Annotated in this window: 11 protein-coding genes; all 11 read left to right on the top strand. The window is 32.0% G+C overall.

What is annotated here, in order from left to right; translation table 11 throughout:
* Position 1: 1 nt before the first annotated feature.
* The 11 genes from IGI46_RS15975 to IGI46_RS15925 all read left to right on the top strand — a co-directional run bounded on the left by IGI46_RS15975 (position 2) and on the right by IGI46_RS15925 (position 14,143).
* A complete protein-coding gene (locus IGI46_RS15975; protein WP_429963989.1) occupies positions 2-2,164 on the top strand; it encodes a glycosyltransferase family 2 protein in 2,163 nt (720 codons plus the stop codon).
* Between the two features lie 123 nt (positions 2,165-2,287).
* A complete protein-coding gene (locus tag IGI46_RS15970; protein WP_429973825.1) occupies positions 2,288-3,679 on the top strand; it encodes a sugar transferase in 1,392 nt (463 codons plus the stop codon).
* A 13-nt stretch (positions 3,680-3,692) separates the two neighbouring features.
* A complete protein-coding gene (locus IGI46_RS15965; RefSeq protein WP_429973824.1) occupies positions 3,693-4,733 on the top strand; it encodes a glycosyltransferase family 2 protein in 1,041 nt (346 codons plus the stop codon).
* A gap of 17 nt (positions 4,734-4,750) precedes the next feature.
* Positions 4,751-5,839 (top strand): glycosyltransferase family 1 protein, encoded by a 1,089-nt coding sequence (locus tag IGI46_RS15960; protein WP_429963986.1) that lies wholly within the window; start codon positions 4,751-4,753, stop codon positions 5,837-5,839.
* Between the two features lie 12 nt (positions 5,840-5,851).
* A complete protein-coding gene (locus tag IGI46_RS15955; RefSeq protein ID WP_429963985.1) occupies positions 5,852-6,808 on the top strand; it encodes a beta-1,6-N-acetylglucosaminyltransferase in 957 nt (318 codons plus the stop codon).
* A gap of 155 nt (positions 6,809-6,963) precedes the next feature.
* Entirely contained in the window at positions 6,964-8,277 is a 1,314-nt protein-coding gene (locus tag IGI46_RS15950; protein ID WP_429973823.1) for an O-antigen ligase family protein, read from the top strand.
* Position 8,278: 1 nt separating this feature from the next.
* On the top strand, positions 8,279-9,346 hold the full coding sequence (locus IGI46_RS15945) for a polysialyltransferase family glycosyltransferase (protein WP_429963983.1): 1,068 nt from the start codon (positions 8,279-8,281) through the stop codon (positions 9,344-9,346).
* Positions 9,347-9,350: 4 nt separating this feature from the next.
* Positions 9,351-10,766 carry a lipopolysaccharide biosynthesis protein gene (locus IGI46_RS15940; RefSeq protein WP_429963982.1) on the top strand — a complete coding sequence of 472 codons (1,416 nt, stop codon included), beginning with the start codon at positions 9,351-9,353 and terminating at the stop codon, positions 10,764-10,766.
* 119 nt (positions 10,767-10,885) lie between these two features.
* Positions 10,886-11,899: a UDP-N-acetylglucosamine 4,6-dehydratase (inverting) gene (gene pseB / locus IGI46_RS15935; protein ID WP_429963981.1), complete on the top strand. Its 1,014-nt coding sequence runs from the start codon at positions 10,886-10,888 to the stop codon at positions 11,897-11,899.
* Between the two features lie 2 nt (positions 11,900-11,901).
* Positions 11,902-12,741, top strand: a complete 840-nt coding sequence (locus tag IGI46_RS15930; RefSeq protein ID WP_429963980.1) for a cytidylyltransferase domain-containing protein — start codon at positions 11,902-11,904, stop codon at positions 12,739-12,741.
* Positions 12,725-14,143: a GNAT family N-acetyltransferase gene (locus IGI46_RS15925; RefSeq protein WP_429963979.1), complete on the top strand. Its 1,419-nt coding sequence runs from the start codon at positions 12,725-12,727 to the stop codon at positions 14,141-14,143. The genes IGI46_RS15930 and IGI46_RS15925 overlap by 17 nt, the downstream gene beginning before the upstream one ends.

The raw sequence follows: 14,143 nt of genomic DNA, 5'->3' as shown, positions 1-14,143 counted from the left end.
TATGTCAGAAGATAAAATTCTTGTCTGTATAGATAGCAGTGAATATCTTCCAAATCAAAAGAAAACAATTATTAAGGGGTGGGCACTTGAAGAAAAGAATAAAGCTGTTCCTGAAATCCATATTGATTCAGAGAACGTTATTGAGTACTCTTCAAGTTTTCATGTTCGATCTGATGTAGCAGCAGCTCATAAAACAAGTGCAACTTTGCAGATGGGTTTCTTATTAGAGATAATGGTTAAGGATCAAAATCAAAAGATTCCGGTTATATTTTCAGCAGACAAGACTAGTGTAACTGAAATGATTGATCCTAAGATAAACTTAGGTAGTAATGTCGGCCAAACCAACCAAATCCAGTCTTTTTATAGAAAAGCCCGAAAAGGATTAGGATATTTAAAACGTAATGGAATAAAAAGCACTTTGAGAAGAGTAAAACTTGAACAAAGTAAACAAAGTGATGAGAGCTATCAACAATGGATTAATGAACATGAGCAATGGGACCAATCATTAATTGAAAAAGAAATCTCAGCATTTAACTACAATCCGCTTATTTCTATTCTGATGCCTGTTTACAACGTAGAAGAAAAATGGTTAATTAAGTGTATTGAATCTGTTCAAAGTCAATTCTACTCAAATTGGGAACTATGTATTGCAGATGATTGTTCCACAGATGCCACTGTGCGACCATTGTTAGAAAAGTTTCGAGAGTCTGATAACAGAATTAAAGTAGTTTATCGCAAAGAAAATGGACATATTTCCCGGGCGACAAATTCAGCTTTAGAAATCGCTGCAGGAGACTTTATTGCATTACTTGATAACGATGACGAACTCTCTCCTATTGCGTTGTATGAGGTTGCTAAGTGCTTAAACGGCAATCCTGACATAGACTTGATCTATAGTGATGAAGATAAGATTGATATGAGCGGCAAACGATTTGATCCAGCTTTTAAACCAGATTGGTCACCAGATTTACTGCTAGGAACCAATTACATTTCTCATTTAGGTGTATATCGTCGTTCCATCATGAACGAGATTGGTGGGTTTCGAGTCGGTTATGAAGGATCGCAGGATTATGATTTAGTCCTGCGTTTTACTGAAAAAACTACGGCTGAAAGAATTGTTCACATTCCAGAAGTATTATATTATTGGCGGATACTGCCAAGTTCTACAGCAGCTGATCAATCAACGAAAAGTTATGCTTTTGATGCGGGGCTGAAGGCCGTACAAGATGCAATCAAACGTAGAAAAATCAAGGCGGAGGTAACTCATGCTGCTGGTAACGGATTGTACGATGTAAATTATGCTATTTTAAAAGAAGAGATGGTTAGTATAATTATACCGACTAGAAATGGTTATGATGATGTTAAGCGATGCGTAGACTCCATAATTGCTAAAACAACATATCCTAATTATGAGATAATCATTGCTGACAACGGAAGCGACCAGCCTGAAATGCAAGAACTGTATGATAACTACAAAATGCTACTAAATGATCGTTTCACAGTTGAGTCAATAGATATTCCATTCAATTACTCTCGCATTAATAACTTAGCAGCTAAGAAAGCGGATGGAAAATACTTACTTTTCTTGAATAATGATACAGAAGTGATTACACCAGAATGGATGACTAAAATGGTATCCTTCGCACAGTTTGAACGAATTGGCTGTGTGGGTGCAAAGCTTTATTATCCTAACAATACGATTCAACACGCAGGAGTAATTTTAGGTATGGGTGGTGCTGCTGGTCACGGACATCATACTTTTCCTAGAGGTGATTTTGGATATTTTGGGAAGCTTGAGATCAATGTGGATTACTTAGCTGTAACTGCTGCGTGTATGATGATTAAGGCTAAGGACTTTTCAGAGCTGGGTGGTTTTGATGAAGAATTGACTGTAGCTTTTAATGATGTTGACTTATGCCTACGTGAGTATGAAAAAGGACATAACAATATATGGTTGCACGGAGCAGAGTTGTACCATTTCGAGTCTCAATCTAGAGGATATGAAAATACTCCTGAAAAGCTAGAACGTTTTAAAAAGGAAACAGCTTATATGGAAGAAACTTGGTCCAAATATATTGAGAATGATCCTTACTATAATCCTAATTTAACTAGGAGCAGAGGAGACTTTTCGGTCAGAACAATTACTGAAAAAGCAGTCAACTAGACTGCTTTTTCAAATACTGTTTCTTTCATTTTTATTACTTTTTTTGAGTTTTCTATTTTTTTAGCTATGACTATGGTAAGATGTAAAATGGATTATTCTGAAGAGTAGGAGTGTAGTTTACATATGAATAAGAGTGGCGAATGGGGAATGGCGCGTCGGGTGTTCATAATCGTGTTGGACGTTTTAGTATATAATTTGTCTATTTATGCAAGTTTTTGGTTTAAGTTTGGTGGAGAGATACCGTTGAGAAATTTTCAGACATTTGAGAATTCTGCAGTATTTATCTCGATGTTTTTCATCCTGCTAAATATGCTGTTGGGAACATACATATTTTATAATCGTATTAGTAGTGATATTATTTTCGTTACGGTTATCGGACAGATTTTGATGTCTTTGGGTATAATGATTATCACCTTTGCAGGACGGTGGTTTGCCTTTCCTAGATCAGTCATTTTTTATTCCTTTTTAATAGGAATAATTTTATTAAGCATCTATCGAATAGCTGTCTATAAGCTTTACATGAGATTAGGCTCAGATAAAAAAGTTGTCATTGTAGGACGGGAAAAAGATGTAGCTCCCGCTGTACAAAATTTCAGTACACATAAAAATAATAAGCATAAGGTGAGCGCTGTAATTATCGGTAATTGCTACGAAAATCTAGTTAAGTTAATTGATGAGATTGACATTGTTTATCTGGCTTCAAAATTGGATGAAGAAGAGAAGATCAAAATCTATCAGTTAGTCACTCGAAAGGATAAGAAGCTTTTCTTAAACACAACATTCGAAAATCTAATTACTATTAATGCGAACATCATGAACTTCGAGGATGAAAGCATTATTGAGTCGACAGGCTTTAATATTCAACCAGAAGATGCACTGTTCAAGAGAATTTTTGATATTGTAGTTTCTTTAGTTTTACTGGTAGTTGCTTCACCGTTCATATTATTAACTGCAATTTTAGTTAAGATGACTTCGCCTGGACCAATTATCTATAAACAGATTCGAATTACTAAAGATCAAAAAGAGTTTCCTATCTACAAGTTCCGTTCAATGTCTGTGACTGCTGAAGCAAAGTCTGGTCCAGTGTTAGCGAAAAGCAATGATGCTAGGGTTACTCCAGTAGGTAAGTTTATCCGAGCTGTTCGTTTTGATGAATTACCACAATTGGTCAATGTTTTAAAAGGGGATATGTCAATCATTGGACCACGTCCAGAACGACCTTACTTTGTAGATCAATTTAATGAAGATAACTCTTATTATTATCTGAGACATAATGTTCGCGCGGGTATTACTGGGTATGCTCAGGTTTATGGGAAGTATGTTTCTGATTATAATAGTAAGTTGAAGTTTGATTTGCTTTATATTAAAAAGTATTCTTTGATGCTGGACATGAAGATTTTACTTCAAACGATTAAGATATTATTTGATAAAGTATCATCCGAGGGTGTAATAGAAGAAAATAGAATAGACAATCTCGAATCTTTGTCTTTCGAAGGCTTAAGGATTTTTGAATAATAAAGGAGCTATTATGGAACAATTACTATTCAGTATAATAATTCCGATATATAATGCCGAAAATAATATTTCTAAAATGATCAAGCGCTTAAAAAAGATAGACGGGGAAGACTATGAAATAATTTTGGTTAATGACGGTTCATTTGATAGAACTAGACAGATACTTGAAAACCTTACAATTAAAGACAAAAGGTTTCACGTATTTACTACTAAAAATCAAGGTCCCGGGTTAGCAAGAAATTATGGCTTAAAGAGATCGAGTGGCAAGTATATTCTTTTTTTTGATTCTGATGATACACTTAATGAGAACATTTTGGAGGATTATCGTGAATTGCTAAAGAAAAATCCGGATACAGATTTAATAATTAGTTCTTTTACTTTTCGTTCTAGATCTGAGGAACGTATTGTTTCTGAGAAGAATTACGTAGTTGAGGGGAAAAAATATACTACTCAACAAGATTTTTTTGATGATATTTACTATCTTATGAATAAGCAAATGATGTATGTTGTATGGAATAAGTGTTATCGTAATGACTTGATTGCTAATAAAAATATACAATTTGAGAACTACCAAAGTTGTGAAGATCGTATATTCAATTTGGAATATTTTAAACACTGTGAAAGAGTAGTATTAAATAAAAAAATTGAATATTTTTATGAATTCGATGGTGGCAAAGGAATAACAAATAAGTACCATGATAAAAAGTTTGAGAGTTTCAAAAAATTCTATAAGCTTACGAATCAAATATTAGAAGAAAGAAACGAAGAGGGAGTAGCTTCACTATTTTTGAAAGGAGTAACTTCTGTACTGTTCTCTATTATTCAGAATGACGAGTTCTCTACTACGCAAAAAAAAGAAATACTTCAAAAAATTTTAGATGATGAAGATATATTAAAAGCCAAGAGGATAGCAATAGCAGATACGAAAATTAAACGACTTACTAAATTTTTATACAATTCACCTAGTACAGTTTTTGTTGCATTATTACATATTGGAAGTTTTGTAGAAACTAAAATGCCAGGTATAATGGCTTTCTTCAAACGTGTATACTAAAATGTCGGAGGTTATGTATGACCAAGCGTGTATTACATTTTCAGGGGAGAATGGGTTTAGGTGGTGCTGAATCTTTTATGATGAATCTCTATCGAAAAATTGATCGATCTAAATATCAATTTGATTTTTTGATTTACGATGATTACAAAGAGGTTACTGATTATCATGAAGAAGTAAAGAGTTTAGGAGGACGCTTCTTTATCGTGACAAATCCTAAAAAAAATATTTTCAAGTACTTAGTAGAAGTAAATAAGCTTCTAAAGAGTGAGACTTTTGATATTGTTCATAATGAAGTTTATTTTGGTGGTGGAATAAATCTTTGGTTAGCTAAAAGAAATGGTATAGTAAAAAGAATAGCTCATAGTCATTCAGTTGAAGATGGAAAAGGAAATTCAATTATTTTTAGGGTTTTAAGATTTTTTTTGACAAAATTACTGTTGAGTACGGCCACTGACTATTTAGCTGTTAGTGAAAAAGCAGGTAAGAGTTTATTTAAGGATACTCCATTTATAATAGTACACAACGGAATTGATTTATCTCTTTATACGAAAAATCAAGATAGAATCAACGAAATGAAAAATAATTTAAAAATAATAAACAGTTCAGTGATTATTGGGACTGTTGGGAGATTAGAAAAAGAAAAAAATCATTTTTTTTTGTTTAATGTTTTCAACGAAATAAATAGAATAGATCCAGACAGTAAATTGCTTATTATTGGTGACGGAAGTCTTCGAAAACAATTGCAGTCATACATTGATGAACGAGGTTTATCTGAGAAAATACTACTTTTGGGTAATAGGAGAGATATTCCTGATATGTTAGCTATATTAGATGTTTTTGTTATGACATCATATTATGAAGGATTACCTATGGCAGCACTGGAAGCACAAGCAAGTAAAAAAAAGCTTGTTTTATCAGAAGGGGTATCTAAAGAAACGAAGTTAACCCCAAATGTTACGTTCATATCTTTGGGACTTTCTAAAAGTGAATGGGCACAAAAGATTTTACAAAAACCATATGAGAACAAAATGACTAAGGAGTTAAATTCTTACAATGTAGATTATACTCTTCGTCAAATGTTGAAAGTATATGAATTAACGGAATAGTGAGTGATTTCTTTGAGTAAAGTTTGTTATTTAATTTTAGCGCATAATGATATCGCTAATTTGAAAAGACTAGTTGACAGTATCAATTATCAAGCTGACTTTATTATTCATATTGATAAGAAAAGTGATATTCTCCCTTTCAAGAAGCTTTTTCTTGGTTATGAAAATATCTCCTTTTTAGATGATAAGTTACGATCTAAAATTTATTGGGGTGGTTTTTCTATTGTTCAAGCTGAAATTAACTTAGTAAATGAAGCATTGAAGCGTAAAAAGAAATATATAAAATATGTATTGTTATCAGGTGCTGATTATCCTATTAAGCCAGCCCAGTATATTTACGACTATCTTTTAAAAAATGAGCAAATAGAATTTATTCGTGGAATAAATATGGATCAACATCCTCAAAAATATTTTTTTAGTAAACACATCGATGTTTATCAGATTCATGATTATCCTTTCATTAGAAATACCAATTCAAAATTTTTTTACTATCTTAGGGCAAGTGTCAATAAGTTATTGCGTAGAATAAAGCTAACTAATAAGGTTAGGTGTCATGCATTTGACTTATATCAAGGCTCACAGTGGTGGGCGTTGAGTTATGAATGTTTAGTTGAACTAATGGATATCTACGATAAGGACAAAGATAGTTTCGTAAACTTTAGATTTGGGATGTTTGCTCCTGATGAAAAATTTTTCCATACACTTTTCTTCCAATCTAAATATAGAGAAAAAAATATTGTCGGAGGTGAAGATACTCCAATGCAGTTGGATAACGAAAATGATATGACTATTCAAACTGCTAATCTAGCTAATATTCATTTGTTGGATACATCTATGACAAAGTGGTTTAATGAAGATGATTTCGAAGCTATTTCAAAAAGTGAAAAATTATTCGTCAGAAAGGTAAAAACAGGTTATTCTGACGAATTATTAGATTTGATTGACAAAAAAATTTTGAAAGTTGGATAATGCTATTGAATAAACTCAGTAGAATTCTCAATGTAACAATTTTAAACCGTGATCTTTTTCGACTAATTACCTTAATAGTTTGCATTGTTTACTTTATGCCCAGTACTCTAAATATTTCCAATATCCCTATGAAGATATGCTTTTTGTGGGGAGGGATGCTTGTTGTCTATCAATTACTGCTAAAAAAAGATATCTATCGTATTCCTTTTAAAATCTGTTTGTTTATGCTTACAATTAGTTTTTTATTTACTATATTACTTAATAGACAATACAATTTTTTACCAATGCTATATAATTTTGGTTACCTTTTAATATCCATTTTTGTGATTTTTCCAGTAGATTTCTCTCAAAGCATTGAGGTTAGAAAGAATAAGTTAATTCAGTTTAATAATGTATTTATTCTCATGATTTTTATTGCAGGATTAATATCTGTAATCCAGTTCTTTATGTTGCTTGGATATCGTGTACCTACCGAAGTTGCAGGAGTTACTGCTAGACAAGGCTTTTTAGAGCATAGACTGTTTGGAGTTTATACGAGTCCGAATGTGGGTGCTTTGTTCGGATATTGTTCGATAGTGCTGAGTTTCATCAACCTATTATTGCTTGAATTTAAAAAGAAAAAAATAGTGTTTTTATATTTAATAAATTTCATAACACAAGTGGTTTTTAATTCGTTGTCTTCTTCTAGAGGAACTCAGATCACATTTGTTTTTTTCTTAACAGCACTACTACTTTTATTTTTCAATAAAGAGTTTACCAGAGAAATGTCAAACAGTATTAATACAAAAAAAATAATCTTAGGTACCATATGTTTGCTATTGTTCATAGGAGTTGGAACAAGTTGTTTTAAAAAGATTTTAGGTACCATTCCACCAAGATATATTTCTGTAACTCAAAATAGAAATGATTTAGAAGGTTTAGAAGAAACAGATAATTCTGATGAATCGAATAAGGTACCTGTCAAGGTTGAACATTCGGAAGAAGGCAGTGAGATATCTTCGGGAAGATTTAATATCTGGAAAGGCGGTATAAGTGTACTCTCACAAAAACCTTTGTTCGGTTTTGGAGAACTTGATTTTTTCTCTAGTAGCAAATTAAATTTTAACAAAAGGAAATTAACAGACCAAAATCTAATTTCTCTAGAAAAATCTCATGGGAATATGCATAATGGGTATTTACAGGTACTATTAGCCTCGGGAATTGTAGGCTTTTTGATCGTATATGTGTATTACGCATTAAATATTTTAAGTTTATTCAAAGTATTTTTATTCAGTGGATCAAATAGAAAAAACATATCTGGATTCAATATGGCGTTCTTAGGAGTGTCTCTAATTCTATTGCTCTCATTCTTTGTAAATGAATTAGTAGAGGTACATTTGTTGTTTAATAAACGTGATGTAATATCACTAATTTTTTGGTATTACCTTGGCATACTATCCACGACATTTCTCCAAAAGAAGGTGAACTAGTATGAGACTTGCGTTTATTTGTTGGACTCCACTGCACATCATCAACATATTGAATGTCATAAATACTTATTACAGAAATGAGAAAAAAGATTTGTATGTTTACGCAGAATTCAGCGGTGCGGAGGTCTATTATCAGCGGCTTAAGGAAATGCATGTTTTTGAGGATGTTTTTTTTGTTAAACCTGAGAAAATGGGGAACTTTTTTCAGAGAAAATTTTCATTAGTAACTGGGAAAAGTAAAATGACAAATATTTTGAAAGTTAGTTATGACCAAATGTTTATACAAGGGGAGAATTACTTCTCGAAAATTTTATTTAGTAGTATGCGTAAAAAAAATCCAAATATATATTTTAATTACATTGAGGACGGTATAGGTGCTTATTTATCGGATCAAATATTTTCTACCTCTATTAATAAACAACGATTGCTTAACCTAGTAAATCCACACTCGATTTTTTTGCAAAAAGCGCATTTTTCTTATGTATATCGTCCTGATTTACTAATGCTTAAAAGAGATAATATAAGAAGAATTCCGACCATAAAAAAAGATAGCATTATTGATGAGCAAATTCGTTTTATATTCGGAGTAAACTCTCTTGATTATGTCAGAAAAAGTATTGTTTATTTTGATCAACCTTTGGAAAATGATGGATTTGGAATAAATGAAGCTGATATTGCGGAAAAAGTCAAGCAGTACAATAAATTAAAAAAACGCTTTTTTGTAAAGCTTCATCCACGTAACCATTCTACTAAAAAATACTACAAAAATGAGATGTTAGAGAGTCAGTTACCGTTTGAAGTACTAATTTTAGAAAATGATTTTTCAGATACTATTTTACTAAGTCCGTTATCAACTATCGCGTTTTCTCCATTGTTGATGTTTGACCAACCTATGAAGTCAATATTTTTGCCTAAATTATTATTAAATACGTACAATGAGGCTATTCCCTTAGAAAAAAAAGTGATATTAGGGAAACTAATCGATTTTTGCAATGCTTTTAATAAAGTTAGTGAAAGTAAAGTATTTCTCCCGGAAACTTGGGAAGAACTGGAAAGAGATTTAAGGTGAGTGTATGAAATTTTTGGAAATGTTGATGAAGTCAAAACTGGTAAAATCAAGTTTCTGGTACACAATAGGAAATTTTTTTATTAAGGGGATTTCTTTTATAACAATTCCTATTTTCGTTAATATAACTACTCAAGCTGAGTATGGATTGATAAATAATTTTGCCTCATTTGTATCTATTTTCTCAATACTAGTTGGACTTAGTCTGAATTCAGCTATTAACAATGCTAGTTTTGACTATAAAGATTCAATTAAGGAATTTATGTCATCAATTCTTTTTTTAGCTACATTGTCGTGGATTGTAATTGTATTTTTGGGAAACATCTATTTTATATTATTTAATGACTTTTTTGATTTAAATCAAACTATTTTCAATTTGATGCTACTTCAAAGTTTTTCAATGTTTATCATTTCCTATGTTCAGGCATACTTTACAATAAATTTTAACCATTTTAAGTATTTGTTTTTATCCTTTATGTCGACTATAATTAATGTTTTGTTTTCTGTTTTATTGATGCAGACAATATTTTCATATGATAAGTATATTGGAAGAGTTGTTGGAGGAACTCTGTCTTTTGCTCTTATTGGCATGTCAATATATTTCTATATCATGTTAAAGGGTAGACACTTCATTGATTACAAACAGTGGAAATACGCTTTGCGAATTTCTTTGCCCTTAATCCCACATTCCTTAGCGAATATTATGCTAGCTCAATTTGATCGAATAATGATTAATAATTATCTTGGCCCAGCGGAAAGTGGAGTTTATTCTTATATAAGTAATATTGGAATTATTTTAAGTGTAATATGGGTTTCGACTAATAATGCATGGGTCCCATGGTTTTATGGTGAGATGAATAAACAAGACTATGCAAAAATAAAGAAAGTTAGCAATTACTATTTAGCTGCTTTTACTATGATATCAGTTATTGTAATGATTGTGTCAGTAGATTTGGCTAAAATTATGGCTCCGACAAAATATTATTCAGGGTTGCCACTAATAATTCCAATCTCTTTAGGCTACTTTTTTCAATTTTTGTATAGTCTACCAGTAAACGCTGAGTTCTACGAAAAAAAGACCGATTATATTGCAATAGGCACAGTTGCTAGTGCTGCAGTAAATATTGGGCTAAACGTTTTATTTATACCACGATATGGAATTATTGCTGCGGGTTATACAACTGTCTTTACATACTTTCTGCTATTTCTGTTTCACTATTATATGGCAAAAAAAATTACTAAAAGACAGTTATTTAATACTAAAAATATTTGGTATATTATAGTATTAATATCCTTGTTTTCTATAACATTACACTTTTTAATAGATCACTTTTACCTACGTTACTTTTTACTATTAATGGTTATCTTTACAGCGATAGTCTACTTTTTGCGTAATAAAAAAGAGTTTACGGGCAAAGATTAAGGTGTATTTAAATCTAGGACATTGATACTGCAACGTACCATTCTTATTTAATAGTAAAGCAAATTGTGATATGATAAAAGCGACTTTGTAAATAATGAATTAATTCGGAGGGGATTTTTATGTTGAATGGAAAAAGTATTCTAATTACTGGAGGAACAGGATCTTTTGGAAAAAAATTTATTGAGATGATTTTTGGAGAGTATGATCCAGAAAGAGTCATTATTTTGTCAAGAGATGAATTCAAACAATCGCAAGTAAAAAATATGTTTTCTGAAAAATTAACTAATGAGCAAATGGAAAAATTAAGATTTTTTATTGGAGATGTTCGCGACAAAGAAAGACTTTATCGAGCATTTAAAGGTGTCGACTATGTTATTCATGCTGCGGCAATGAAACAAGTCCCTGCCTCTGAATATAACCCAACTGAAGCTATAAAAACAAATATTAATGGTGCTATGAACGTTATAGATGCGGCATTAGATTGTAATGTAAAAAGAGTTGTTGCCCTATCTACTGACAAAGCAGTAAATCCAATCAATTTGTATGGTGGCACTAAATTAGTATCAGATAAACTCTTTGTTTCAGCAAATGCGTATTCGGGCAAAGAAGGGACGATTTTTTCAGTAGTTAGATACGGAAATGTTGCTGGAAGTCGCGGATCAGTCATTCCTTTTTTTAAAGATTTACTCAATCAAGGGGAAACAAGACTTCCCATCACTAATTTAAATATGACTCGTTTTTGGATAACCTTAGAAGAGGGTGTTGAATTGGTGTTCAAGGCATTAAAAGAATCTCGTGGCGGAGAAACATATATTTCGAAAATCCCATCGTTCAGGATAACAGACCTTGCAAAAGCAATGAATCCTGAAGGTGAGTTTATTGAGGTTGGAATCCGTGAAGGTGAAAAGCTAGATGAGGTAATGGTAACTAAAGACGATTCAAGAACTACTTTTGAGTATGATAAACATTATATCGTGTATCCTAATTTTGAGTGGTGGAATGCTAATGATTATTTTGCGACGGGTGGTAAATCTATTGAACCAGGTTTTGAGTATAATTCAAGAACAAATACTGAATGGCTAAACGTAGAAGATTTGGAGAAGGCACTAAAGAAACTTGACAAGGTAGATTAAAAATGAAGATAGGTTGCATCATACAAGCTAGAATGGGTTCTTCCCGTTTACCAAATAAGGTTTTAATGAAATTTCCATATGATGGAGAAAAGTCAAACTTGCAATGGATAATCGAAAGAGCGAATAAAACTAAAAAAATAGATCAAATCATTCTAGCAACAACATTAGATTCAGTGGATGACCCAATTGAGAAATTAGCAACGAAGAATGGAATAGTTTGTTTTAGAGGGGACGTTAATAACGTTCTCTCCCGTTATTATTTAGCGGCTAAAGAAAACTCTTTAGATGTAATTGTTCGAATCACTGGTGACTGTCCGTGTATCGATCCTATGGTAATAGACGAAGTTATAAGGGGATTTTTAAAAGCTGATAATGACTATTGTTCAAACACTTTATGTCGTTCTTATCCACATGGGTTAGATGTAGAGGTTTTTTCTTTCGTGGCACTTAGACAAGCATTTCATTCAGCTACCGAAGAGTTTGAGAAAGAGCACGTAACACCTTATATTTACAAGACAAAAAAGGAATTTTTCAATATTAGCCAAGTAGTCGCTAAAGAAGACTATTCTAACATTCGAGTTACCTTAGATACTTATGAAGACTATATGGCTATTTGCGCTTTATATCAGCAGTTTCCAGAAGGAAATTTTGGGCTTTACGATTTAATTGATTTATATGAAACATGCCCATGGCTAAGCTTTATTAATAATGCAGTGACACAAAAAAAACAATTTGATTCTTTGAGACAGGAGTTGTTTGAAGTGTATCGTTTTGCAAAAAAACAGGATCTTATTCGCGCTGCCTCATTTATAGAAGGTGAAATTAGTGACTTGGAAAGTTAAAATTTTAACTGAAGGTTCAAAAATGATTGGTTTAGGGCACATATATAGGTGCCTAGCATTAAAAGAAGTTCTTGAAGCTAGAAAAATAAATTGTGAAATGATTATCGCCGAAACAGAGCCGATTGAAAACTTTGCTAAGATTAGTAATATTTCATACATTGATTGGAAGAGAAATGACGAATTGAGCAGTCTCATAGGAGGAAAGCCGCATTGCATTATTGTGGATTCATACCTTGCGTCTGAAAAACATTATTCAAAGTTAGCGAACGGAAAACATCAACTTTATATCATAGATGACAACAATGATTTTCGTTATAGTAGAGGAACGATTGTAAACCCCTCTTTCTTGGCTAATGAATTGATTTATCCGAGGGGAAATAGACAATTTAGATTTTTGTTAGGGAGCACATATACACTAATTAGACCAGTATTTTCTAAGAGTGTAAATCGAACCTATTGTGGAAATATAAAAAATATTTTAGTTATGATTGGTGGAACAGATGTATTAGGTGTTAGTCGTAAGATTGTCGATAATTGTATGAATTACTTTCCAAATAGTGAAATTCACCTAGTATATAAAGATGATGAATCTATTTGGCCGGAGAATATTCATAGATACCATAACTTGGATGAACACCAGATTAGACAATTAATGATCAAGGCGGATTTTGCTATAGTTGGAGCAGGCCAGACAATATTTGAACTGATAGCTACTCAAACTCCGTTTTTAGCTATTAAAGTTGCTGAAAATCAGTCTTTAAATCTTAAATTACTGGAAAGAGATCAGTTAGCTTTCACAGTAGCGAACATACATCATTTACCAGATGTTTTTTTAGAAGCCAAAAAAATAAATAATCGACTTAACATTGTAAATAATCAAAAGAAATACAAGCTTAATGGAGCAAATAATGTTATTGATGATCTTCTCTTACAGTCTGTTCAAATGGATAAGATGGAATTAAAAGACAGCAAAGATATCTATGATTTGTCTTCTTCCGCAGGTGTAAGAAAGTGGTCAAAAAGTAAAAAATTTTTTTCATTTGATTCACATGAGGTGTGGTTGCGCAAACAACATGAGGACAAGCATACTTTTTTCTTGGTGATACGAAGAAAAGTTGATCAAAAATTTTTAGGTCAAATAAGATTTTCGCAAACTCTAGATAAACAGTTTTTAGTTAGTCTAAGCTTCACTTTAGATCTTAGAGGAAAGAAATTAGGAAGCTACCTTTTGGACCTAGCAATAGAGTATTTAAAAAAGGAAACTTCAGTCAACATAATCTATGCTGAAGTGCTAAATGACAACATAAGTTCAATCAAGGTTTTTGAGAAAAGTGGTTTCGTAAAGTGGGAAGAAAACCAGAATCTTTTTATTTTTAGAAAACTACTTGTTAAGGAGGATTAG

It is taken from the genome of Enterococcus sp. AZ163, from assembly GCF_050498925.1.
GTDB lineage: Bacteria > Bacillota > Bacilli > Lactobacillales > Enterococcaceae > Enterococcus_A > Enterococcus_A ferrettii.
Note: the sequence above shows the minus strand (reverse complement) of the source record. Positions and strands in the feature narration are given on the sequence as shown.

Coding starts and splice junctions, on each gene's coding strand:
- IGI46_RS15960 (WP_429963986.1), top strand. CDS start 4,751: ATGACCAAGCGTGTATTACATTTTCAGGGGAGAATGGGTTTAGGTGGT.
- pseB (WP_429963981.1), top strand. CDS start 10,886: ATGTTGAATGGAAAAAGTATTCTAATTACTGGAGGAACAGGATCTTTT.
- IGI46_RS15970 (WP_429973825.1), top strand. CDS start 2,288: ATGAATAAGAGTGGCGAATGGGGAATGGCGCGTCGGGTGTTCATAATC.
- IGI46_RS15930 (WP_429963980.1), top strand. CDS start 11,902: ATGAAGATAGGTTGCATCATACAAGCTAGAATGGGTTCTTCCCGTTTA.
- IGI46_RS15975 (WP_429963989.1), top strand. CDS start 2: ATGTCAGAAGATAAAATTCTTGTCTGTATAGATAGCAGTGAATATCTT.
- IGI46_RS15950 (WP_429973823.1), top strand. CDS start 6,964: ATGCTTGTTGTCTATCAATTACTGCTAAAAAAAGATATCTATCGTATT.
- IGI46_RS15965 (WP_429973824.1), top strand. CDS start 3,693: ATGGAACAATTACTATTCAGTATAATAATTCCGATATATAATGCCGAA.
- IGI46_RS15945 (WP_429963983.1), top strand. CDS start 8,279: ATGAGACTTGCGTTTATTTGTTGGACTCCACTGCACATCATCAACATA.
- IGI46_RS15940 (WP_429963982.1), top strand. CDS start 9,351: ATGAAATTTTTGGAAATGTTGATGAAGTCAAAACTGGTAAAATCAAGT.